This is a genomic window from Ensifer adhaerens, assembly GCF_013283195.1.
GTDB lineage: Bacteria > Pseudomonadota > Alphaproteobacteria > Rhizobiales > Rhizobiaceae > Ensifer > Ensifer adhaerens_G.
The window spans coordinates 1001947-1023949 of record NZ_JABEKT010000002.1; the positions used below are offsets into that span (position 1 = coordinate 1001947).

Consider the following 22003-nt stretch of genomic DNA (forward strand, 5'->3'; position numbering starts at 1 on the left):
AAAACGACTGCAATGGCTTAAAGCAGCCCTGCATCCGGTCGCAGCCCACCCGGTCAAAACAAGGGATCCACATTTATGAGAACTATCGTCATCTGCTCCGGCGGATTGGACTCCGTTTCGCTCGCCTATAGAATAGCGGCGGAACAGGAGCTCGTCGGCCTGCTTTCCTTCGACTACGGCCAACGCCATCGCAAGGAGCTCGACTTCGCCGCTGCCTGCGCCCGCCGGCTTGGCGTTCCACATGAGATCATCGATATCACCGGCGTCGGCCGGCACCTGACCGGATCGGCGCTGACCGATGATATCGACGTGCCCGACGGCCATTATGCCGAGGAGACAATGAAGGCGACGGTCGTGCCGAACCGCAACGCCATCATGCTGGCGATCGCCTTCGGGCTCGCCTCGGCGCAGAAGGCCGAAGCGGTCGCCGTTGCCGTCCATGGCGGCGACCACTTCATCTATCCCGATTGTCGGCCGGGCTTCATCGACGCGTTCCAGAAGATGCAGGACGAAGCGCTTGACGGTTATGGCAGCGTCAGGCTTTACGCCCCCTATGTCGATGTTCCCAAGGCGGCGATCGTCGCCGATGGCGCCAGGCACGGCACGCCCTTCGGCGAGACCTGGTCCTGCTACAAGGGTGGTGAGAGCCATTGCGGGCGCTGCGGCACCTGTGTCGAGCGGCGCGAGGCCTTCCATCTGGCCGGCGTCGAGGATCCGACCGAGTATGCCGATCCGGATTTCTGGCGCGCCGCCACCAGCCGCTTCTTGGCGCAGGAGGTTCGCTGATGTACCGCATCACCAAGGAGTTTCATTTCTCCGCTTCGCACCAGCTGAGCCATCTGCCCGCCGATCACCAATGTGCGCGACTGCACGGCCACAACTACATCGTCGAGGTCGAACTTGCCGCCACCGAACTCGATGAAAACGGGTTCGTGCGGGACTATCATGACCTGGCGCCGCTCAAGCGCTACATCGACGGAAGTTTCGACCATCGCCACCTGAACGATGTGCTTGGCCACGAGCGGGTGACGTCGGAGTGCCTGGCAAAGCATTTCTACGATTGGTGCAAGGAGCGGCTGCCGGAAACGTCGGCCGTTCGCGTCAGCGAGACGCCGAAGACCTGGGCGGAATACCGGCCATGACCGGTGCCGCGATCCGCGTCAGCGAGATCTTCGGGCCGACGATCCAGGGAGAGGGCGTCTTGATCGGCCAGCCGACCGTGTTCGTTCGCACCGGTGGCTGCGATTACCGCTGTTCCTGGTGCGATACGCTGCACGCCGTCGACAGCCAATACCGCGAAGAATGGCTGCCGATGTCGGTCGACGCAGTCTGGAGTGAAGTCGAGCGGCTCTCCGGCGGCGTGCCGCTGACCGTCTCGCTTTCCGGTGGCAACCCCGCCATCCAGCCGCTCGGGCCGCTGATCGATCGTGGCCACAGCGAAGGCTATCGTTTTGCGCTGGAGACGCAGGGCAGCGTCGCCAGGGACTGGTTCGCCAATCTCGACGTGCTGGTCCTCAGCCCGAAACCGCCATCGAGCGGGATGGAAACCGACTTCGCAAGACTGGATGACTGTCTTTCGACGGCCGCCGGCGGTCCGATGACGGTGCTCAAGATCGTCGTCTTCGACGATCGAGACTATGCCTATGCCAGGGACATCGCCCGGCGGTACCCGGAGCTGCCTGTCTACCTGCAACCCGGAAACCATACGCCGCCGCCGCCGGAAGACGACAGCGCGACCGTAGACATAGGCGGCATCATGAACCGTATGCTCTGGCTGGTCGACAAGGTGACCGGCGACAGATGGTTCGATGCGCGGGTGTTGCCGCAGCTGCATGTGCTGTTGTGGGGTAATCGCCGCGGCGTTTGAATGGGGGGGCGCGGTCGGTTGCTTGCCGCACCCTGCTCACTTTCGACAGCATCCAGGGAGGCAGTGTTCAAGCTTTCTGTTCCATCGGGCGGATTGGTATCCGCGGCGCTCCGACCGAGAGCTGCGGCCCGTGTCAAAGCCAAGAACGGCTGAGCACATTCCGACCGTTTCTTCAGCGGTCGCTATCCGGGTTCACCGGCCGAGACTTGCTCCAATTCGTAGATCTCTACCGCTTCCATCCGCCCCTTCACTTTCACTGGGCCGAGCGAGCGGAACGCGAATTGATCCGCAACGACATGCTGGATCGCTGCGCTTGCAAGGATGGTCGTTCCGAACTCCTTGTTCAGACCCTCCAACCTCGACGCGACGTTGATCGTATCGCCCATGGCTGTGTATTGCTGGCGCGAGATTGCGCCGAAACTGCCGACGACAGCCTGCCCGGTGTGCAAGCCGAACCGCGTTTGCAGTTCGGGGCGGCCAATTTTCCTGTTGTTTTCGTTCAGTTCGTCGACGGCAACACTCATGGCGAGCGCACAGCGACAGCCAAAGGCGACGTGATCAGCCTGTCTAATGGGCGCATTCCACATGACAAAAATGGAATCGCCGAGATATTGAACGACCGTGCCGCGGTGGCGCTCGGCAATCTGGTTCAACAGTTCGAAGTAGGTGGACAGGATTTCGACGACGTCTTCGGGCGGGTGCCGTTCGGAGATCGTGGTGAAGTCGCGAATGTCCGTGAACAGGACCGTCACGTCCTGCCGAGCCGCCTTCGTCGAGGTATCGGCAGGGTCGACGATCCGTCGGACCACTTCCCTGGGAACGTAGAGGGCAAACTGCGCTATGGCACGCCGTGAGGCAGCCAGCGCACCTGCGAGCGTATTGATCTCACTGATCCAGGAAGGCGACGTTCCCTTTCCGGCGAAATCCAGATCCCCGATCTTCCGCGCTTCGGCGGCAAGCTGATAGAGAGAAGCACTGATCAGGCGCGCGAGAACAATCGACGCACCGACGCCCGCGATGACAAAGATCGCAGCCATCACGACGTTGCGTACGAGCTGTCTGTTTGCCTGGCTTACAAGATCGTCGAACGGCACGACGACGGCGACGGAGGTGCCTTTGAACAGGTCCGAGAAGGTGACTGGAGCGATCTCGACAAGATAGGGCTCACCGTCGAGCTCGAACCGGGCCAGGTCCCCGTTTGCAAGCTTGGCGTCCCGGCGGAGCCGGATCACCGTGTCGACAGTTCGGTCCAAGGCCTTTGCCGCTCCATCGTCGGCCTCGCCGCGCTGCGTCCACAGGCCCAGTATCCTGCTCATCATCGCCGGGTCCGAATGTGCCACCAGCCCGTCTTGTTCATCGAGGATGTAGCTGCGGGCACGCGGCGATATCTCGCGCGCGTCGAGCAGTCGGCTAACGGTCTCAAGGTGTATGTTGACGCCGACCGCGATCTGGCCGTTGTCCTTCATGGGCGCTGCGATCGTGAGGGTCGGCACCTTCAATGTTCCGCTGACGAAGGGGCCAACGGAAACAGGCTTCTGATGCTGAAGAACCGCGCGATACCAGGGACGCTGTCGCGGATCGAATGTCGTTCCTTCCGATCGGCGTTCGGCGATGAAGCGGCCTCCGGCATCGAGGAATCTCATGATCTCGATTTTTCCAGCATTTTCATGCGCCACAATTCTGATGGCAAAACCTGTGCCTTCGGGCGCCGAAAGTGTTGTTCGGACATAAGGATTGGCAGCGTTGATTGCCTGGATGTAGGATCCGTCGGGATATCCGGCCAGCATGCTCGTTGCATTCGGAACGTTTCGAAGGACCTCAAGGAAGAACGCTTGCTTTTCTTCCAATTCGAGGGGTGGACGAGAGACGATGTGCTGCAAGGTGGAGGCGACGGCGACGGCCTCGTATCCTCCGGTCAGCGCATACTTGTAACCCTCGACCAGACGCAGGCTCATCTGCCGCATCTGCCTTTCACCTGCCACGATCGCCGCTTCGCGTCCCTGGCTGAACGCCATCCAGATCAGCGGTATCGAAATGCACAGCAGCAGCGTCGCGACCAGGACGCTGAGGTGCAATCTTAGAGGTTTCGACCAGCGCACGTGATTACCCTCTGAGACCCAAGAGCTCGCGAAATGTACAGCTACTGGAACGCCGCGACCACTCTCGCAGGTGGATATAGGACGATGGAGTATGCGGAGCACAATAGGAGGAGCGTGCCAATCTTCCGATAAGCGGTTGTACCGCTTTCGGGATTGAGAGGCTGCCAATCCTGCATATCTTTCGCCGGCGTCAAATCAGGCGCCAGTTGGCATTGAGGTTGCCCTGGTTGCTCTGATCCCCGTCTTCTACGGTGTCACTGGTTCGGCCGGTCTTGTCATCAGCTTTGCGCCGAAATGCATGCTGGACCTACCCAATCGCAATTTTCGAACTCAGGAAGGCGAGGGATGTCGACTTCAGGATCGGGCTTGGGGTCGCCTTGGTCCAGGGGCGGTCCAACGGCTGCCCGGGACGACATCATCGATATCGCGAGGTCGCTTGTGAGGCAGGGTAAGGGGTAGTCGATGGCTTGCGAGCCTTTGGGTGCGCGCTGTCGACCAGGCGGAGCGGGTTGCCTGGGGGAAACCGTCCCGGTTCCGCGTTTTTGGCGGCACTATTCAGAACTCCTGCGGAGACCCACTTTACCGGTCTAGCTGCGCGTTTTTGGGTGTCTGCTATTTCCTGTCGTCGCCATACCGATGATCGACGCAACGGCTTGTTTTTACCGGGCGCCATCCATTTGCCTCTGCCTGCTCAGCCCGGCATTGCGCACCACGTCGGCGATCCGAGTGAACTGCGCCGACAATGGATTGGTCTTTCGCCAGACCATCCCGATCGTTCGGCTGGGGCGGGGGCGGGCGAGCCGGGACACGCCAACCGAAGAGGATCGCGTTTCGGTCTCGATGGCCATCTCGGGAATAAGCGTCACACCTATGCCCGCACCGACCATCTGAACGAGGGTCGAAAGCGAACTGCCTTCCATCACGTCGCGCGTCGATGCCGCGGTGATGTTGCAGACGGAGAGGGCCTGATCCCGGAAGCAATGCCCCTCTTCCAGCAGCAACAGGCGCATCTCGTGAAGCCTTTCCGAAGCCGGCACCGGCTTTTCCGCATCCTCCAGCGGCCGCACCAGCACAAACTCCTCGTCAAAGAGGGGGACTTCCTCCAGCGTAGGCTCCGAAATTGGCAACGCGACGATGGCGAGATCCAGTTTCGCCTCTGCCAGGTCCTCGATCAGTCTTCGCGTGATCGCTTCGCGCGGCCGCGGATCGAGCCCCGGATAGAGTTGCGCGAGCGATTTGATGATGCTTGGTAGCAGGTAGGGCGCGACCGTTGGAATGATGCCGAGGCGAAGACGGCCGGCAAGCGGCCCATGAGCCGCCCTTCCGAGGTCTCCCAGTTCGTCGACAGCGTGCAGGATAGCGCGGGCACGGCCAACGAACTCTTCGCCGAGGCTTGTCAGCCGTATGCGGCGCCCACCTCTCTCCACGAGTGGCGCACCGAGCAGTTCCTCCAGTTCCCTTATCTGCACGGAGAGCGCGGGCTGCGAGATGGCGCAGCTTTCCGCGGCGCGGCCGAAATGGCCGATGCGGGCAAGGGCTTCGAAATAGCGGAGGTGTTTCATGGTCAGGCCATTCATAACCTCAGCATATCGGAGTCTTTAGAATATACAATTGGAGTTTATGGAAAGGGCTTGTTACTCATTGGCCACTTGGAAGACACCGACCGGTGGCGCTGACCAAAGAGGTGCGCCCGCGAGGTCCTTCCAGTGGCCGTAGATTGAAGAAAACCCGTTGGAGGACCAAAATGGATACGAAGACAACCCCGACCGGCAAGTGTCCGGTCATGCACGGCGGCGCCACGGCACTCGGCAACTCCGTCATGGAATGGTGGCCCAACGCGCTCAACCTCGACATCCTGCACCAGCACGACAGCAAGACCAATCCGCTGGGCAAGGGGTTCAACTATCGCGAAGAACTCAAGAAGCTTGATGTGCAAGCGCTGAAGGCGGACCTGCGCGCTCTGATGACCGACAGCCAGGAATGGTGGCCGGCCGACTGGGGCAGCTATGTCGGCATGATGGCGCGCGTCACCTGGCACGCGGCCGGCTCCTACCGCGCCGCTGACGGCCGCGGCGGTGCCAACACCGGCAACCAACGCTTCGCCCCGCTCAATTCCTGGCCGGACAATGTCAACACCGACAAGGGGCGCCGCCTGCTTTGGCCGATCAAGAAGAAATACGGCAACAAGATCTCCTGGGCCGACCTGATCGCGCTTGCCGGCACCATCGCCTACGATGTCGCTGGCCTCAAGACTTTCGGCTTCGCCTTCGGCCGCGAGGACATCTGGGCGCCGGAAAAAGACGTCTACTGGGGTAACGAGAAGCAGTGGCTTGCTCCGAGCGACGGCCGCTACGGCGATGTCGCCAAGCCCGAGACGCTGGAGAACCCGCTTGCCGCCGTGCAGATGGGCCTCATCTACGTCAACCCGGAAGGCGTGAACGGCAGGTCCGATCCGCTGGCGACCGCCGCGCAGATGCGCGAAACCTTCGCCCGCATGGGCATGGACGATGAGGAAACCGTGGCACTCACAGCTGGCGGCCACACCATCGGCAAGTCCCACGGCAACGGCAACCCGGGTGATCTCAGCCCCGATCCGGAAGCCGCAGGCCCGGAATTCCAGGGTCTCGGCTGGGTCAATACCAAGGGTCGCGGCATAGGCCGCAACACGGTTGTCTCTGGTATCGAAGGCGCCTGGACCTCCGAGCCGACGAAGTGGGACAACGGCTTCTTCGAGATGCTGTTCAAGCATGAGTGGACGCTGACGCACAGCCCCGCGGGGGCTTCGCAGTGGGCGCCGATCACCATCGCCGAGGAGGACAAGCCTGTCGACGTCGAGGATCCCTCGATCCGTACCATCCCGATGATGACCGATGCGGATATGGCGCTGAAGGTGGACCCGATCTATCGCGAGATCTCGCTGCGCTTCAGCAACGACTTCGCGGCCTTCTCGGATGCCTTCGCCCGCGCCTGGTTCAAACTGACGCACCGCGACATGGGGCCGAAGTCCCGTTACCTCGGCCCGGATGTTCCGGCTGAAGACCTCGTCTGGCAGGACCCGATCCCGGCCGGCCGCAAAGACTACGATATCGGCGGCGTCAAGGCGAAGATCGCGGCATCCGGTCTTTCGATCTCGGATCTGGTTGCCACGGCCTGGGACAGCGCACGTACCTTCCGCGGTTCGGATTTCCGCGGCGGTGCGAACGGTGCCCGCATCCGCCTTGCTCCGCAGAAGGACTGGGAGGGCAATGAGCCGGCGCGTCTGGCCCGTGTTCTTTCCGTTCTGGAGCCGATCGCCCAGGCATCGGGCGCAAGCCTTGCCGACGTGATCGTGCTCGCCGGCAACTACGGCGTCGAGCAGGCGGCAAAGGCAGCAGGCTTCGAGATCGAGGTGCCGTTTGCCGCAGGGCGCGGCGATGCGACCGCCGAGCAGACGGACGTGGACGGCTTCGCGCCGCTCGAGCCGCTCGCCGATGGCTTCCGCAACTGGCAGAAGACGGACTATGTGGTGAGCCCGGAAGAGCTGCTGCTCGATCGCGCCCAGCTCATGGGCCTGACGGCACCGGAGATGACGGCACTCGTCGGTGGTCTGCGCGTCATCGGCACGAACCATGCCGGCACCGCGCACGGTGTCTTCACGAGCCATGTCGGCGCGCTGACGACGGACTTCTTCGCCACGCTGACTGACATGGGCTATTCCTGGGTTCCTACCGGCAATAACCTGTACGAAATCCGCGACCGCAAGACCGGCGCTACGAAGTACACAGCGACCCGCGCCGACCTCGTCTTCGGCTCGAACTCCGTTCTTCGCGCCTACGCGGAGGTCTATGCCCAGGACGACAACAAGGAGAAGTTCGTCAGGGACTTCGCAGCGGCCTGGACCAAGGTCATGAACGCCGATCGTTTCGATCTGGCTGCTTGATCACCGGGGCCTCCGTGTCAACGCCTTCCCCCTCACCCGGGGGGAGGCTCTTTGTCGCCTCGCTGGAAGACGAGGCCGATGTCGCTGACCTCGCCGGAAGCGCGGACGGCCGGATGGTGTCGTTTAGAGCATTTCCGCCAGGAAATGCGTAAGAACAAGGAGATAGAGCGTTTCAGCGATTCCACCTAAGTCGGAAACACCCTAGACATTGGCTCATAACTTCGCGAAAGCTACGCCTCTCCAGCCCCAGCCGGCTCGATGAGCGGCGTCAATCAGGGGCGTCTTTATTTCGGTGGTATTGAAGCGATATTCGTAAACCTTGCCATAGGACAAATCTTCCTTGAAGGCGAAAGCCATGTCGAAGCTTTTTTCCCACTTTCGACCGCGAAACGCATCAGCGCTCACCGTAAGCGTGGGCGCGCCGGCGCGCCATTCGACAGACCATTCCTGATCGACAGCGCGAACTTCGCAATTGGCAGCATCGAATTTCATCAGCACCTTGAACACCCTTTGTAGCCCGGCCTTGGCAAACAGCTCATACCAGCGGGCATCAACGATCTTCCATTCGGCGACGAGATCAACGCCTTCCGGCTTGCCGTCACGAATGATGAACGGCGCGGTCTTTCTGTTGATGGCGAGAAGATCGTTGCGAAGCGCTGCCGTCGATTGGCGGTCCGCGCCATTCGGCGCAGGTTTGTATCCCATCAGCCAGTCGAACAATTTCACGGCAGGTTCCTCAATCAGAGTACGGTGAACAATCTCTACAGTGAGACACATTAACAATCGAGATCATGTCGGGTTCAGCTGTTTGCCAGGCTGGCTGCGAGAACAGATGATGCAGGGACTTCGACCTCTCGGCCGAGGTGGTGCGCGCGGTTGCCGACAAAGCGGTGAGGAAAACAGGATGGGAACAGTCTATCCGGCGACGAATGGCGTGCCGGCGGCGTTCCTGGCCCGCATCGGCTGCAAGTTGTCCCGAAATCGAACGGCTTATCATGTCTGGCATACCTGCGATCGATTTAAGCGACAGTTCCGATGCGGGAGATTCCAGGGTCGGCCGCGCAGAGAGCCAGTGCGCGCACCAGATTCCCTCTGGTAAAGAGTAAAAGCATAACTGTTGAATTATGATTTCGACCCCATAATTCATTTTTACATCACCGTTTCGCATGGCAAACTGACAAGCATCAAATTCGGGTTGCTTTGCGATGACGGTGCCGGAACGGGAGTAGACGGTGCCACAGGGAGGAAACATGAAACAGACTTTACTGGCTGCGCTTGCAGCCCTGGCAATGAGTGGCGCTGCCTATGCCGACACGATCAAGATCGGTGTCGTCGGACCGTTTTCCGGTCCCTTCGCGCTGCAGGGCAAGAACTTCAAGGCGGGCATCGACGCCTATATGGCGGTGAACGGCAGCAAGGTCGGCGACGATGACATCGAGATCATCTATCGCGACGTGCCGCAGGCCGATCCGGCGCAGTCCAAGGCGCTAGCACAGGAACTGGTGGTGAAGGAAGGCGTGCAGTATCTGGCCGGCTTCTATTTCACACCCGACGCAATGGCGGTGACCCCACTGCTTGAACAGGCAAACGTGCCGTTGGTGATCATGAACGCGGCGACCTCGGCGATCGTGACCAAGAGCCCGCTGGTGGTGCGCACCTCGTTTACCACCTGGCAAACCTCGACGCCGATCGCCAAGGTGGCGAAGGATGCCGGCGTCTCCAAAGTCATCTCCGTTGTCAGCGACTATGGCCCCGGTGTCGATGCTGAAAATGCCTTCAAGGCAGGCTTCGAAGCGGCCGGCGGCCAGGTTGTCGAGGCGATCCGCATGCCGCTTGCCACCAACGACTTCTCGCCGATCATGCAGCGCATCAAGGATTCCGGCGCCGAGGGCGTTTTTGCCTTCCTGCCGTCGGGGCCCACCACGCTCGGCTTCGTCAAGGCCTATAACGAAAACGGCTTGAAGAGCGGCGGTATCAAGTTCTTCGCACCGGGCGACCTGACGCAGGAGTCCGATCTGCCCGCGCTCGGCGAAGCGGCACTCGGGATCCAGACGACATTCCACTACGCCGTGTCGCACGATAGTCCTGAGAACAAGGCTTTCGTCGAGGCCGCTTCGAAGGCGATCGGCAATCCGGCCGAACTCTCGTTCCCGTCAGTCGGCGCCTATGACGGCATGCATGTCATCTACAAGATGATCGAGGCCACTGGCGGCGAGCAGGACGCGCAGAAGGCGGTCGACGCAGTCAAGGGCCTTGCCTGGACCAGCCCGAGGGGGCCGGTTTCCATCGATGCCGAATCGCGGCACATCACGCAGAACATCTATCTGCGCGAAGTCGCCAAGGCCGATGACGGCACCTACTACAACAAGGAGGTTCAAACCTTCGAGAAGCAGGGCGACCCCGGCCTCGCAGCGCTGAAGTAGCTGCTTTGGCACTCAGGGCGGCGGTCTTCGCTGCCCTGAGTGCCCGCAAAATTCCGGCGGTTGGCGCCTTGGGCGAACCGGACGGCCCCAGCAATTCCGGGAAAAGTACGAAGCGGTTTTCCGGCGGGAAATGTGTAAAGCTGCGGCCCATCTCCTGAAATGGTGCTACGAGCTTTCCATCCTGGCGCGCCCGACATAGAGCGTTGGATGGCTTCGGACCGTCAGGCGGGCGGTGATTGTCGGGCTCGTCTCGCTGGCCATCCCGCTGAAAGCGATAACGAAAGGCATAGGATAGCTCCATGCAAACAGTTCTCAGCATCGCGATCGATGCCCTTGCCTACGGCATGGTGCTCTTCGTCATCTCCATCGGGCTTTCGGTGACCATGGGGCTGATGCGCGTCGTCAATCTGGCCCATGGCGCCTTTGCCATGATCGGCGGTTATATCGCCTCCTATGCGGCGCGCGATCTGGGCTTGGCCTATGGTTTTGCCATCGTGCTTGCCGTCTTCGGCACGATCCTGATCGCCATTCCGATCGAGCGCCTGCTTTACCGCCGGATCTACGGTGCCCCGGAACTGACCCAGGTGCTGATGACCATCGGCATTACTTTCTGCATCATCGGCATCGCCAATTATGTCTTCGGCCCGACGCTGAAGACAGTGCCGCTGCCGGCGCAACTGCAGGGCTCGGTCGATCTCGGCTTCCGCGCCATCGCCACGCACCGGCTGTTTGCGATCCTTTGCGGTCTCGCCGTGGCGCTCGCCCTCTGGTACGCAATCGAAAGAACCGCCTTCGGCGTGAAGCTACGCGCCTCAGTCGACAATGCGGCGATGGCCGCAGCGCTCGGGGTGCGCACCGAAATCGTCTACGCCGTGAGCTTTGCTGTGGCCGTCGGCCTTGCCGCCTTCGGCGGGGTTGTCGGTGCCGAGCTTCTTCCGGTCGAACCCTATTATGCGCTGCGCTACATGGTGACATTTCTGGTCGTCGTGTCGGTCGGCGGTGCCGGTTCGATCCCCGGCGCGCTCACGGCCTGCCTGCTGCTTGGCGGCATCGATACGACCGGCCGCTATCTGATGCCCGAGTTCGGCGAATTCTTCTTCTATCTGGCCGTCATCGCGATCATCTGCGTCTTCCCGCGCGGACTTGCGGGGAGAGCCAAGGGATGACCATGACCACCACCAACGAGATGATCGGACAGACATTGGCCAAGCGCCGCTTCGCGGGAGGTGACCTGATCGGCCTTGGCGTCATATTGGCGCTCGCCGTCATCGGCTACTTCCTGTTTCCCAACAATCTGGCGCTGCTGACGCGCATCATCGCGATCGCGCTTCTGGTACTCTCACTCGATCTCGTCACAGGCTATTGCGGGGTGGCGACGCTGGGGCACGCCGCACTCTTCGGCGCCGGTGCCTATGCCGCGGGGATCGCGTCGGCGCACTACGGCATCAACGATCCGATCGGCATGCTCGCCTTCGGCATCGCCGCCGGCGCCATTGCCGGCCTGATCTGTGGCGCCGTGATCCTGCGCGCCCATGGTCTGCCTCAACTTGTGCTGTCCATTGCGCTCATTCACCTCTTCCATGAGTTCGCCAACAAGGCCTCCTCCTGGACCGGTGGTAGCGATGGCCTGTCCGGCATCGCGCCAAGTGCGCTCATCGGTCTCTACGAATTCGACCTCTGGGGGCGCACGGCTTACGTCTTCGGTGTCGTGCTGCTCGTAATTGTCTTCGCCATTTTGCGGCTGATCGTGCGTTCACCGTTCGGCATGCTCTGCCGGGCGATCAAGGAAGACCCGATCCGCATCCGCTCGATGGGCGCATCGCCCAAGGCAGCCTTGATGAAGATGTATGTCATCTCCGGCGCCGTCGCCGGCGTCGGCGGGGCGCTCAATGCGATCTCGACGCAGGTGGTCGGCCTCGACAGCCTGTCCTTCACCATGTCGGCAGAAAGCCTGGTCATGCTGGTGCTCGGTGGGACCGGTTCGCTCTTCGGCGCGCTGACGGGGACCATCGTCTTCATGTTCTTCGAAGATGTGGTTTCCGCCGCAAACCCGTTCCACTGGCTGACCATGGTCGGCGCGCTGTTGATTGCGGTCGTCCTCTTCGCGCCGAAGGGACTTTACGGAACGGCCGCCGCCTTCGTTGCCCGCCGCCGGGAGGCAAAGTGATGCAGCCGATCTTCGAAGTTCGCAATTTGAAGCGCGCCTTTGGCGGGCTTGCCGTCACCAACGACGTCAGTCTCAGCATGGCGCCCGGCGATCGTGTCGCGCTGATCGGCCCGAACGGCGCCGGCAAGACGACGTTCGTCAATCTGGTGACTGGCAATCTGGCGCCCGATTCCGGCGAGGTTCGTCTTGGCGGTGAAGCGGTCACCGGCATCGACGCCATTGGCCGGGTGAGGAGGGGGCTCGTGCGCTCCTTCCAGGTCACGCGGCTCTTTCTCGACATGACGCCGGCCGAGCATGTGGCGCTTGCAGTCTTGCAGCGCGACGGTCGGTCCGGCCGCCTGTTCGGCAACTTCCTCGCCATGCCCGATGTGATGGATGAGGTGGGCCAGTTGCTCGGCAAGCTCGGGCTTCGCGATCTGATGCACCGCAAGGTCAGCGAGATCGCCTATGGCCAGCAGCGCCTGCTGGAGATCGCCGTGGCGCTCGCTTTGAGGCCGAAGGTTCTTCTGCTCGACGAGCCGGCGGCCGGCGTGCCGCAGAGCGACACCGGACGTATCGAGCAGGCGCTTGCCGACCTGCCGGCCGATCTCGCCGTGTTGATGATCGAGCACGACATGGATCTGGTCTTCCGCTTTGCCAAGCGCGTCGTCGTCCTTGCCGCCGGCGCCATCATTTTCGACGGCTCGCCGTCTGACGTCACCCAGGATCCACGGGTGCGAGAAGCCTATCTGGGGAGCTACGCCAATGCCAGCCACGCCGCTTGAGGTGGAAAACCTGTCGGCCGGTTATGGTCCGACGCGAGTGCTCGAAGGCATCTCGTTCTCGGTTCCAGCGGGTGCGCGCCTTGCTGTTCTCGGCCGCAATGGCATGGGCAAGACGACGCTGCTTGCAACATTGGCCGGCCAGACGAAGCGTTATGACGGTCGCATTCGCTTAGGCGATACGGATGTGACGGCGCTGCCAAGCGCCACACGTGCGCGCAAGGGCCTGGGCTTCGTGCCGCAGGCGCGCTGCGTGTTTCCGACGCTGACGGTCGAGGAAAACCTGTTCGTCGGCCTCAAGGACCGGCCGAAGGCCGCACTGCAGGAGGCTTACGACATGTTTCCACGGCTTCACGAACGGCGGCGGAATCTCGGCAGCCAGCTTTCCGGCGGCGAACAGCAGATGCTGTCGACGGCGCGCTCGATCCTTGGTCGTCCTTCCGTCCTGTTGCTGGATGAGCCGCTGGAGGGTCTGGCGCCGGTCATCTGCGAAGAGCTGATGAAGGCCTTTGCGGAGCTTGCGAAGACCGGCGACATGACGATCGTGCTGGTCGAGCAACGCATCCAGAGTGCGCTCGACTTTGCTGATCAGGTCATCGTGCTGGAGCGCGGACGTGTTGCCTGGGCAGGCACGCCCGAGGCGCTTTCTGGCGACGATGATGCCGTCGAGCGATTGCTCGGCGTTGGCGGGCTTCACTGAGCCAGCGGCGCCGATCTCTCGTCAGGATCGGACCTGCGCCAAAACGGCGGGCGGGACGGGGCGTTATGAAGGCGCCGATCGCATCGGCGCACCCGCCACGGGCGTTAACGCGAGGCGCGCTCAGGTCTGGATAGATCGGCGATAGTGCGCTGTTGCCGTTAAACTGACGCCCGCACGCGCTCCCAGGCGTTCATCAGGTGCCGCCCCAACACTTCGGAAAGCTTGACCTTGTCGCGTGCCTCGAGCGCGACGATCATTTCGTCGTGCTCGGCGACGGCAGCTGCCCATTTCTCCGGGCCTTCGTGACCGATGAAGCGAATGCGCTTCAGTCGGGTCTGCAGGACGCCATGCATGTCGGCAAGCGCTGCATTTTCGGCGAGCTGGACGATCGCCGAATGGATCTGCTGGTTGAGCTTGTAGTATTGCAGCCGGTCGCCGATCTTGTAGCGGCGGACCATCTCGTCATGCAGCGCACGCACTTCGGCAATGCCGGCGTCGCTTGCCGCGTCGCAGGCGAGCCTGCCCGCAAGCTCCTCCAGCGTCTGCAGCACGGTCAACATGTCGTGCACGTCCTTGGCGCTGAAGCGCTTCACGACGGCGCCGCGGCTGGGCACGAGCTCGACCAAGCCTTCGCTCGCCAGATACTTGATGGCTTCACGCAAGGGCGTGCGCGAGACGCCGAGCTGTTCGCCGAGCTGACCTTCATGCAGGCGCGTGCCTGGCGACAGATCGCCTTCGATGATCATGTCGCGCAGGTGACTGACCAGCGTGTCATGCAGAGCCGTGCGCCTGATCGGGCCGGGGCCGCCGTCGGCGCGTCTCTCCAATGGTGTGATTTCGTTCATCATTTCGCTTCTGCGTTTGGCGGCCGCGTGTCGGCCGTCCGTTCCCCGTGCGTGCCGATTGAATCAGCACTGTCTGATTGAAGCATGGAGGCAGGGCAGGTCGTCGTCAACAGAAAATGCTGCATACAGAATACAAAAGACTTGATGCAGAATTTTGAATAACGTATGACAGCCGTCGAAAAGCATGAAGTGGAGGACATCTCACATGACGACCAATGGTGCTGCCGCGAACGGCGCGCGTCCTGTCATCGCGCTTGCCATGGGCGATCCCGCCGGCATCAGCCCCGAGCTGACCGCGCGGCTGCTGGCCCTTCCCGAGATCAAGGAAGCCGCCCACATCATCACGATCGGCGATCGCCGCATTCTGGATGAAGGCGCCAAGGCTGCCGGCCTGACGCTTGATCTCGAGCCCTCGACGCTCGAGGATCTCGACAAGGCCGGAACCGCTCGCCACGTGTTCGTCGACCTCGGCCATCTCGATCCGGCAGATGTCGACCGCGGCGAAGCGACGCTTGCTGGCGGGACGTTCGCCACGCGCAACTTCCGCACGGCTCTGGAGCTGGCGCATGCCGGCAAGGCTGAAGCCGTCTGCTTCACGCCCTTCAACAAGAAGGCCATGCGCTTTGCCTATCCGGGCTATGACGACGAAATCCGCTTCGTCGCCGACGTGCTTGGTTTCACCGGCAAGGTTCGCGAATTCAATGTTCTGGAGAAGGTCTGGAATGCGCGCGTCACCTCGCATATCCCGCTGAAGGAAGTGGCCGACAACCTTTCGATCGAAGGCATCATCGCCGAGCTCGAGCTCACCCGCGCCTGCCTCAAGGAAGCCGGTCACGAAGACGCCAAGATCGCTGTTGCCGGTCTCAATCCGCATGCCGGCGACGGCGGAAGCTTCGGTATGGAAGAGATCGACATTATCGAGCCGGCGGTCGCGAAGGCCAAAGCGCTCGGCTTCAATGTCGATGGTCCGTTCCCGGCCGACACGGTTTTCGGTCGTGCGCTCAAGGAGGGCTACAACGCCGTCCTGACCATGTACCACGACCAGGGCCAGATCGCGATGAAGCTCATGGGCTTTGACAAGGGTGTGACGATGATGGGCGGCCTGCCGTTCGCGCTCTGCACCCCGGCGCACGGCACCGCCTACGATATCGCCGGCAAGGGCATCGCCGATGTCGGTGCCAGCCGCGAGGCGCTTCTGCTCGCAGTTCGCATGGCGAAGAAAAAGGCTGCCCTCAAGGCTGCCGCCTGAATTCGCACGCTTTCAAGCACTACCGGCGCAGGAGGAGGTCTTGCGCCGTATCTCACCCAATGGGAGGACTAGATATGAAGAAATCCGTTTCACTCGCATGCATCATGGCAGCCGCATTCGGCGTTGCTGCTCCGGCCTCGGCTTTCGAGCCCGACCGTCCGGTTGAATTCGTCGTTACGGCCGGCCCGGGCGGCGGCACGGACATCTTCGCCCGCACGATCCAGGCGATCATCGGCAAGTACGAACTGATGAAGGCGCCTGTTGTCGTCACCAACAAGGGCAGCGCCGGCGGCGCCGAAGGTTTCGTCTACACGGCAACCAACAAGGGCGACGCCTACAAGCTCGCATTCGGCACCAACAATGCCTACCTGCTGCCCGTTCGCGCCAAGGTGCCCTACAAGGCCGAAGACCTGACGCCGGTTGCAGCGCTCGCCTCCGACGAGTTCATTCTGTGGGTCAATGGCAAGGCATCGTACGCAACGGCTGCCGACTTTGCCGCCAAGGCCAAGGAAGGCGGACTGAAGATCGGCGGAAGCCAGTCGAAGGACGTCGACCAGATCCTGACCTCGATGATCAACGAGGCGACCGGCGCGACCATCAACTACATCCCGTTCAAGAGCGGTGGCGAAGCGGCTGTACAGCTCGCCGGCGAACACCTTGACGCTAACGTCAACAATCCGAGCGAAAACCTCGGTCAGTGGCAGGCCGGCATGGTCAAGCCGCTCTGCGTCTTCAAGAGCGTCAAGCTGACGAACGATGCCAAGGTTGCCGGAGACAAGGGCTGGAGCGACATCCCGACCTGCAAGGACTCCGGCATTGCCATCGACAACTACTCAATGCCGCGCACCGTCTGGCTGCCGGCCGGCGTTGAACCCGATGCGGTCAAGTTCTATGCGGACCTGATGCGCAAGGTTTCCGAAACGCCGGAGTGGGCGAAGTATCTGGCCGATACCTCGCAGTCTCCTTCCTACATCGCTGGCGACGACTTCAAGGCCGCCATCGAGATGGACGGCGCCGCAGTCGGCGAAGTTCTGAAGCGCGAAGGCTGGCTCGCCAACTAAAACTGGCGATATATCGGGACGGGCGCTTCTGTAGCGCCGCGCGTCAAGTCTGACGCCTACAGGATGCTTCAGAGCGCCCGTCAACCGGTTTGAAAGGTCACGATCATGAGTGAGAACAGTGCGAATGGGCTCTCCCGCTTCGCGGTGGAGCTTGGCGTAGCCGCGTTGACTGGCATCTTTGGCGCCGCCGTCTGCTATGGCGCCTTCGATGTCGGCGCCGGGTGGAGCGATTTTGGCCCCGAGGCTGGCTATTTTCCCTTCTACATCGGTGCTCTGATCATCCTGGGAAGCGTCGCGAATGCGATCGGCGCTTTCGTGAAACATCGCGGCACAGGTGACATCTTCATCGACGGTTCCCGTGCCCGCGTCGTCGCCTCGTTCTTCTTGCCACTTATCGCCTTTGCCGGCGTTTCCGCCTGGCTCGGGCTCTATGTCGGCACTGCCCTCTACATCGCCGGCGCGATGCTCTTCCAGGGGCGTTACAAGTGGTGGATCGCGCTGCCGTCAGGCGTTGCCGTTTCGCTCTTCTTCTTCATCGTATTCGAGATCGGCTTCAAGGTTCCGCTTTTGAAGGGACCGGTCGAGGCCTGGTTCGGGATCTACTGATCCCGACCTCTTAAAAGTTTCCCCGGGAGGAATGACATGGAAAATATCGGTCTTCTGATCGATGGCTTCGGCCACATCCTCAGCTGGAATCACATCCTGCTGATGATGGTCGGCGTCACGCTCGGCATCCTCGTCGGCGTTCTGCCCGGCCTCGGTGCGCCAAACGGCGTTTCGCTGCTGCTTCCGCTGACCTTCTCCATGGATCCGATCTCCGCGATCATCCTGCTCTCCTGCATGTATTGGGGCGCGCTGTTCGGCGGTTCGACGACATCCATCCTGTTTAACATCCCGGGCGAGCCGTCCTCGGTAGCGACCACCTTCGACGGCTATCCGATGGCCAAGGCAGGCCAGGCGAGCCGTGCCTTGACGCTGGCTTTCGTGTCGGCCGGCATTGGTGCGCTTGCCGGCGTCGTCATGATCACGCTCCTGTCGGGCTGGGTCGCCAACTTCGCTCTGCGCTTCTCGTCGCCGGAATATTTCGCGGTCTACTTCCTCGCCTTTGCCAGCTTCATCTCGATGGGCGCGCAATCGCCGTTCAAGACCCTCGTGTCGATGATGATGGGCTTTGCACTTGCCTCCGTCGGCATGGACACGATCTCCGGCGACCTGCGCCTGACTTTCGACATCCCGACACTGATCAAGGGCGTCAGCTTCCTGATTGCCGTGATGGGCCTGTTCGGCATCGGCGAACTCCTGCTGACGACGGAAGAAGGCCTGCGCTTCGAAGGCATCAAGGCACGCGTCAAGCTTGCCGAAATCGGCCGCACGCTGGTCGAAATCCCGCGCTACTGGCTGACGATCGCCCGCTCGACCATTATCGGCATCTGGATGGGCATCACGCCCGCCGGCCCGACCGCGGCCTCCTTCATGAGCTACGGCGTCGCCCGTCGCTCTGCGCGCGACAAGTCGAAGTTCGGTAAGGGCGATCCGCGCGGTATCGTCGCACCGGAAACCGCCGACCACTCGGCCGGCACCTCCGCACTGCTACCGATGTTGGCGCTCGGCGTTCCAGGCTCGGCCACGGCCGCCGTCATGATGGGCGGCCTGATGATCTGGGGTCTCACCCCCGGTCCGATGCTCTTTACCGACCGGCCTGATTTCGTCTGGGGCCTGATCGCCTCGATGTATCTCGGCAACGTCGTCGCCGTCATCTTGGTGCTTGCCACCGTACCGCTCTACGCATCGATCCTGCGCGTGCCGTTCTCGATCATCGGCCCGATCATCGTGGCCGTCATCTTCTCCGGCGCCTATCAGGTTGCCAATTCAGTCTCTGATATCTTCATGGTCATCGGCTTCGGCGTGCTCGGCTACGTCTTCAAAAAGCTTGATTATCCGCTGGCGCCGCTGGTGCTCGCCATGGTGCTCGGCGACAAGGCCGAGGATGCCTTCCGCCAGTCGATGCTGCTGTCGAGCGGTTCGCTCAACATCTTCTGGTCGAACGCCCTGGTTTCGTCTCTGATGGCGCTTGGCCTGGCAATGCTGCTGTCGCCTGTCGTCTTCGGACTGATCGGCCTGGTTCGCAAGCGCAAGAGCGATGAGACATCGAAAGACGATGCGACATCGCAGGGCGGCGGTAGCGCGGCGGCTTGACGGAGCCGCCGCACCAAACTTTGAAGACTTGGGGGAACGCCATGGCAAATGCGCCGCGCAAATGGAACCGTGACACCTGGCCGATTGCGGCCGCGATGATCCAGTATCCGAACATTCTGGCCGACGGCCGCTCGGTTCAGGACCAGTCGGTCGAGGAATGGGCTCTGACGCTGGACGACGTCGTCGATGCCGGCTTTACCGAGCTCGACCCGACCGACAGCTGGATCCGGCTTGCGGATCTGCCGCCGGCTCGGCTCGAAAGCTTCGTCAAGCTGACGCGCGATCTCGGCCTGACCATGCCGGGGATCTCCACCGCGCGCCGCAGCGTCATCGATCCTGTCCATGGCGACGAGTACCTCGCCTATGGGCACCGGGTGATCGATACGGCGGCGGCAATTGGGGCCGGTTCTGTTTCCTTCGGCTTCTTCGGTCCGTTGACCGACGCGCAGAAGAAGGTGCTGTGGTTCTGGACCGTCGATGGCGTCAAGAACCCCGATGACGCCGCCATCTGGCAGAAGGGTTTGACGCGCATTCGCGAGCTTGGCCGCCATGCGGAAGAGCTCGGCATCGAGCTGGCGCTCGAAATGTACGAAGACACCTATATCGGCTCGGCCGACAGCGCCGTGCGCTTCGTCACCGACGTCGGCCTGTCGAATGTCGGCATCAACGCCGACCTCGGCAACCTGATCCGCCTGCATCGTCCGGTCGAGCACTGGCAGGAGATGATGGCCAAGGTTGCGCCGTTCGCCAAATACTGGCACGTCAAGAATTACAACCGCACCGAGGACGAGACTTCGGGGTTGATCGTCACCCATCCGGCCCCGCTGGAGTTCGGCGTGATCAACTACCGGACCGCCATTCGCCTGGCGCTTTCGCACGGGTTCCAGAGCCCGTTCCTCTGCGAGCATTATGGTGGCGATGGTCTCTCCGTCAGCGCGACCAACCGGGATTACCTGAGGCGCATTCTGCCTCGCGACTAAGGGAATAAGTAGCGATGACCACGATCTTTGACGCACCGGAAGATTTCGCCGTAACCGCGCTCGCCGGCTTCAGCTCCATCTATGCCCGCAATGTCCGCCTGGTGAAGGGCGGCGTCGTGCGCTCGACCAAGGTGCCGAAGGGCAAGGTCGCGGTCGTGATCGGTGGCGGCTCTGGCCACTATCCGGCCTTTGCCGGCTATGTCGGCCCGGGCTTGGCGGATGCCGCCGTTGCCGGTGATGTCTTTGCCTCGCCGTCGACTGCTGCTGTCGCACGCGTTTGCCGCCATGCCGACCAGGGCGGCGGTGTCCTGCTCGGCTTTGGCAACTATGCCGGCGACGTGCTTAATTTCGGCGTTGCCGCCGAGCGGCTGCGCGCCGAAGGCGTCGACGTACGCATCGTGCCGGTGACAGACGACGTTGCCAGCGCTGCCGCTGACATCGCCGCCAAGCGCCGTGGCATTGCCGGTGACCTCGTTGTCTTCAAGATCGCGGGCGCTGCGGCCGAAGCCGGCCTGTCGCTGGACGAAGTCGAGCGGGTCAGCCGTCTTGCCAATGATCGCACCGTCTCCTTCGGTGTGGCCTTCGGCGGCTGCACGCTTCCGGGCGCGAACCACCCGCTCTTCACCGTTCCGAAGGGCGAAATGGCACTAGGCCTCGGCATCCATGGCGAGCCGGGGATCAGCGAAGAAAAGATTGTGTCTGCGACCGAGCTTGCGAAGCTGCTCGTCGGCAAGCTGCTGGCCGAACGCCCGGCCGGAACCAAGAAGGTCGCGCCGGTGCTGAACGGCCTCGGGTCGACCAAGTACGAAGAGCTTTTCGTTCTGTGGGTCTCCGTCGAGAAGGAATTGAAGGCCGCCGGCCTCGACATCGTCGATCCGGAATGCGGCGAATTCGTCACCAGCCTGGACATGCAGGGTTGCTCGCTGTCGCTGCTCTGGCTCGACGAAGAGCTTGAAACCTATTGGCGTGCGCCCTGCGATGCGCCGGTGCTCCGCAAGGGCGTGATCATCAACGCCGAGCCGGCGACCGACGTGATTTCCGACGAGGATGGCCCAGCGACCTTCGCGCCTGCCTCGCAGGCGTCGAAGGAAAGCGGCAAGTGCATTGCCCGGCTGATCGGGAAGGTCGCCGACGCCCTGAGGGAAGCTGAAGACGAACTCGGCCGCATCGATGCCGTGGCCGGCGACGGTGATCATGGCCAGGGCATGCGCCGCGGTTCGGCGGCAGCCAGTGAGGCCGCTAACGTAGCAGTTGCAGGCGGCGCCGGCGCTGCCAGCGTGCTTGCTGCCGCAGGCGATGCCTGGGCTGACCGTGCGGGTGGAACCTCCGGTGCGATCTGGGGTCTGCTTCTTCGCTCCTGGAGCAACGCGTTTTCCGACAACGACAAGCCGTCGGATGCGGCCGTCGTCGCAGGTGCGCGGCTGGCGCTGGAAGGCGTGACCCGCCTCGGCCGCGCCCGCATCGGCGACAAGACGCTGGTCGATGCGCTCGTCCCGTTCGTTGATACGCTGGAGCGGGAATTCGGGGTCCACAAGTCGCTGATCGCGGCCTGGGAGATCGCAGCCAAAGCCGCGACTGACGCGGCCGAGGCCACCTCCAGCCTGACGCCGAAGCTCGGTCGCGCGAGACCTCTCGCCGAAAAGAGCATCGGCCATCCGGATGCGGGCGCCGTTTCGCTTGCGCTGACTGCGCGCGTGGCTGCCGACCTTCTGAAGGAAGCCGTCGACGCCTAAAGC

The 22003-nt window shown here is 62.3% G+C and carries 20 protein-coding genes and 1 pseudogene; 16 read left to right on the forward strand and 5 right to left on the reverse strand.

The features are described 5' to 3' along the window. Window positions 1-75: 75 nt before the first annotated feature. The 3 genes from queC to queE are packed head-to-tail and all read left to right on the forward strand — an operon-like array spanning window position 76 to window position 1867. On the forward strand, window positions 76-786 hold the full coding sequence (queC, locus tag LPJGGPFB_RS20960; protein WP_173421841.1) for a 7-cyano-7-deazaguanine synthase QueC: 711 nt from the start codon (window positions 76-78) through the stop codon (window positions 784-786). Then, window positions 786-1142 (forward strand): 6-carboxytetrahydropterin synthase QueD, encoded by a 357-nt coding sequence (gene queD, locus LPJGGPFB_RS20965; protein WP_173421842.1) that lies wholly within the window; start codon window positions 786-788, stop codon window positions 1140-1142. Before queC ends, queD begins: the two co-directional genes overlap by 1 nt. Beyond that, the gene (queE, locus tag LPJGGPFB_RS20970; RefSeq protein WP_173421843.1) at window positions 1139-1867 is read left to right on the forward strand and encodes a 7-carboxy-7-deazaguanine synthase QueE; all 729 of its coding nucleotides are present in this window, start codon (window positions 1139-1141) and stop codon (window positions 1865-1867) included. Before queD ends, queE begins: the two co-directional genes overlap by 4 nt. A 182-nt stretch (window positions 1868-2049) precedes the next feature. Here queE and LPJGGPFB_RS20975 read toward each other — a convergent pair whose 3' ends face one another. Next, the gene (locus tag LPJGGPFB_RS20975) at window positions 2050-3966 is read right to left on the reverse strand and encodes an adenylate/guanylate cyclase domain-containing protein (RefSeq protein WP_173422267.1); all 1917 of its coding nucleotides are present in this window, start codon (window positions 3964-3966) and stop codon (window positions 2050-2052) included. 262 nt (window positions 3967-4228) lie between these two features. On the opposite strand from LPJGGPFB_RS20975, the pseudogene LPJGGPFB_RS33135 reads away from it, so the two are divergent. After that, window positions 4229-4425 (forward strand): annotated as a pseudogene (locus tag LPJGGPFB_RS33135) (LysR family transcriptional regulator); the annotation flags it as partial. Window positions 4426-4625: 200 nt separating this feature from the next. Here the strand turns inward: LPJGGPFB_RS33135 and LPJGGPFB_RS20980 are convergent. Beyond that, window positions 4626-5543 (reverse strand): hydrogen peroxide-inducible genes activator, encoded by a 918-nt coding sequence (locus LPJGGPFB_RS20980; RefSeq protein WP_173421844.1) that lies wholly within the window; start codon window positions 5541-5543, stop codon window positions 4626-4628. A gap of 167 nt (window positions 5544-5710) precedes the next feature. Between LPJGGPFB_RS20980 and katG the strand changes: the two genes are divergently transcribed. After that, entirely contained in the window at window positions 5711-7885 is a 2175-nt protein-coding gene (gene katG / locus LPJGGPFB_RS20985) for a catalase/peroxidase HPI (protein ID WP_173421845.1), read from the forward strand. A 213-nt stretch (window positions 7886-8098) separates the two neighbouring features. Here katG and LPJGGPFB_RS20990 read toward each other — a convergent pair whose 3' ends face one another. Beyond that, on the reverse strand, window positions 8099-8611 hold the full coding sequence (locus LPJGGPFB_RS20990; RefSeq protein ID WP_173421846.1) for a hypothetical protein: 513 nt from the start codon (window positions 8609-8611) through the stop codon (window positions 8099-8101). Between the two features lie 524 nt (window positions 8612-9135). Between LPJGGPFB_RS20990 and LPJGGPFB_RS20995 the strand changes: the two genes are divergently transcribed. Continuing rightward, window positions 9136-10308, forward strand: coding sequence for an ABC transporter substrate-binding protein (locus tag LPJGGPFB_RS20995; protein ID WP_173421847.1), 1173 nt, complete (start codon window positions 9136-9138; stop codon window positions 10306-10308). Between the two features lie 165 nt (window positions 10309-10473). Here LPJGGPFB_RS20995 and LPJGGPFB_RS33515 read toward each other — a convergent pair whose 3' ends face one another. Then, complete coding sequence (locus LPJGGPFB_RS33515) at window positions 10474-10596, reverse strand: hypothetical protein (protein ID WP_282438139.1); 123 nt, start codon at window positions 10594-10596, stop codon at window positions 10474-10476. Window positions 10597-10607: 11 nt separating this feature from the next. Here LPJGGPFB_RS33515 and LPJGGPFB_RS21000 point away from each other — a divergent pair, with 11 nt between their 5' ends. The 4 genes from LPJGGPFB_RS21000 to LPJGGPFB_RS21015 are packed head-to-tail and all read left to right on the forward strand — an operon-like array spanning window position 10608 to window position 13936. Continuing rightward, entirely contained in the window at window positions 10608-11474 is an 867-nt protein-coding gene (locus tag LPJGGPFB_RS21000) for a branched-chain amino acid ABC transporter permease (RefSeq protein WP_173421848.1), read from the forward strand. Window positions 11475-11476: 2 nt separating this feature from the next. Beyond that, window positions 11477-12475, forward strand: coding sequence for a branched-chain amino acid ABC transporter permease (locus LPJGGPFB_RS21005; protein WP_427858292.1), 999 nt, complete (start codon window positions 11477-11479; stop codon window positions 12473-12475). After that, entirely contained in the window at window positions 12475-13239 is a 765-nt protein-coding gene (locus LPJGGPFB_RS21010; RefSeq protein WP_173421850.1) for an ABC transporter ATP-binding protein, read from the forward strand. Before LPJGGPFB_RS21005 ends, LPJGGPFB_RS21010 begins: the two co-directional genes overlap by 1 nt. Further along, window positions 13220-13936, forward strand: coding sequence for an ABC transporter ATP-binding protein (locus LPJGGPFB_RS21015; RefSeq protein WP_173421851.1), 717 nt, complete (start codon window positions 13220-13222; stop codon window positions 13934-13936). Before LPJGGPFB_RS21010 ends, LPJGGPFB_RS21015 begins: the two co-directional genes overlap by 20 nt. 158 nt (window positions 13937-14094) lie before the next feature. On the opposite strand, the gene LPJGGPFB_RS21020 is transcribed toward LPJGGPFB_RS21015, so the two are convergent. Then, on the reverse strand, window positions 14095-14781 hold the full coding sequence (locus LPJGGPFB_RS21020; RefSeq protein ID WP_173421852.1) for a GntR family transcriptional regulator: 687 nt from the start codon (window positions 14779-14781) through the stop codon (window positions 14095-14097). A 205-nt stretch (window positions 14782-14986) separates the two neighbouring features. Here LPJGGPFB_RS21020 and LPJGGPFB_RS21025 point away from each other — a divergent pair, with 205 nt between their 5' ends. From LPJGGPFB_RS21025 to LPJGGPFB_RS21050, 6 genes are all read left to right on the forward strand, one after another. Continuing rightward, complete coding sequence (locus LPJGGPFB_RS21025) at window positions 14987-16030, forward strand: 4-hydroxythreonine-4-phosphate dehydrogenase PdxA (RefSeq protein WP_173421853.1); 1044 nt, start codon at window positions 14987-14989, stop codon at window positions 16028-16030. 74 nt (window positions 16031-16104) lie between these two features. After that, a complete protein-coding gene (locus tag LPJGGPFB_RS21030) occupies window positions 16105-17091 on the forward strand; it encodes a tripartite tricarboxylate transporter substrate binding protein (RefSeq protein WP_173421854.1) in 987 nt (328 codons plus the stop codon). 105 nt (window positions 17092-17196) lie between these two features. Further along, complete coding sequence (locus tag LPJGGPFB_RS21035) at window positions 17197-17697, forward strand: tripartite tricarboxylate transporter TctB family protein (protein ID WP_173421855.1); 501 nt, start codon at window positions 17197-17199, stop codon at window positions 17695-17697. A 36-nt stretch (window positions 17698-17733) separates the two neighbouring features. After that, window positions 17734-19287, forward strand: a complete 1554-nt coding sequence (locus LPJGGPFB_RS21040) for a tripartite tricarboxylate transporter permease (RefSeq protein ID WP_173421856.1) — start codon at window positions 17734-17736, stop codon at window positions 19285-19287. 41 nt (window positions 19288-19328) lie between these two features. Continuing rightward, complete coding sequence (locus LPJGGPFB_RS21045) at window positions 19329-20267, forward strand: sugar phosphate isomerase/epimerase family protein (RefSeq protein WP_173421857.1); 939 nt, start codon at window positions 19329-19331, stop codon at window positions 20265-20267. Between the two features lie 14 nt (window positions 20268-20281). Beyond that, the gene (locus tag LPJGGPFB_RS21050; RefSeq protein ID WP_173421858.1) at window positions 20282-22000 is read left to right on the forward strand and encodes a dihydroxyacetone kinase family protein; all 1719 of its coding nucleotides are present in this window, start codon (window positions 20282-20284) and stop codon (window positions 21998-22000) included. Window positions 22001-22003 lie beyond the last annotated feature (3 nt).

Excerpts from the sequence above, each read along its gene's own strand:
- queC (WP_173421841.1), top strand. The coding sequence starts at position 76 with ATGAGAACTATCGTCATCTGCTCCGGCGGATTGGACTCCGTTTCGCTC.
- queD (WP_173421842.1), top strand. The coding sequence starts at position 786 with ATGTACCGCATCACCAAGGAGTTTCATTTCTCCGCTTCGCACCAGCTG.
- queE (WP_173421843.1), top strand. The coding sequence starts at position 1,139 with ATGACCGGTGCCGCGATCCGCGTCAGCGAGATCTTCGGGCCGACGATC.
- LPJGGPFB_RS20980 (WP_173421844.1), bottom strand. The coding sequence starts at position 5,543 with ATGAATGGCCTGACCATGAAACACCTCCGCTATTTCGAAGCCCTTGCC.
- katG (WP_173421845.1), top strand. The coding sequence starts at position 5,711 with ATGGATACGAAGACAACCCCGACCGGCAAGTGTCCGGTCATGCACGGC.
- LPJGGPFB_RS20995 (WP_173421847.1), top strand. The coding sequence starts at position 9,136 with ATGAAACAGACTTTACTGGCTGCGCTTGCAGCCCTGGCAATGAGTGGC.
- LPJGGPFB_RS33515 (WP_282438139.1), bottom strand. The coding sequence starts at position 10,596 with ATGCCTTTCGTTATCGCTTTCAGCGGGATGGCCAGCGAGACGAGCCCG.
- LPJGGPFB_RS21000 (WP_173421848.1), top strand. The coding sequence starts at position 10,608 with ATGCAAACAGTTCTCAGCATCGCGATCGATGCCCTTGCCTACGGCATG.
- LPJGGPFB_RS21005 (WP_427858292.1), top strand. The coding sequence starts at position 11,477 with ATGACCACCACCAACGAGATGATCGGACAGACATTGGCCAAGCGCCGC.
- LPJGGPFB_RS21010 (WP_173421850.1), top strand. The coding sequence starts at position 12,475 with ATGCAGCCGATCTTCGAAGTTCGCAATTTGAAGCGCGCCTTTGGCGGG.
- LPJGGPFB_RS21015 (WP_173421851.1), top strand. The coding sequence starts at position 13,220 with ATGCCAGCCACGCCGCTTGAGGTGGAAAACCTGTCGGCCGGTTATGGT.
- LPJGGPFB_RS21020 (WP_173421852.1), bottom strand. The coding sequence starts at position 14,781 with ATGAACGAAATCACACCATTGGAGAGACGCGCCGACGGCGGCCCCGGC.
- LPJGGPFB_RS21025 (WP_173421853.1), top strand. The coding sequence starts at position 14,987 with ATGACGACCAATGGTGCTGCCGCGAACGGCGCGCGTCCTGTCATCGCG.
- LPJGGPFB_RS21030 (WP_173421854.1), top strand. The coding sequence starts at position 16,105 with ATGAAGAAATCCGTTTCACTCGCATGCATCATGGCAGCCGCATTCGGC.
- LPJGGPFB_RS21035 (WP_173421855.1), top strand. The coding sequence starts at position 17,197 with ATGAGTGAGAACAGTGCGAATGGGCTCTCCCGCTTCGCGGTGGAGCTT.
- LPJGGPFB_RS21040 (WP_173421856.1), top strand. The coding sequence starts at position 17,734 with ATGGAAAATATCGGTCTTCTGATCGATGGCTTCGGCCACATCCTCAGC.
- LPJGGPFB_RS21045 (WP_173421857.1), top strand. The coding sequence starts at position 19,329 with ATGGCAAATGCGCCGCGCAAATGGAACCGTGACACCTGGCCGATTGCG.
- LPJGGPFB_RS21050 (WP_173421858.1), top strand. The coding sequence starts at position 20,282 with ATGACCACGATCTTTGACGCACCGGAAGATTTCGCCGTAACCGCGCTC.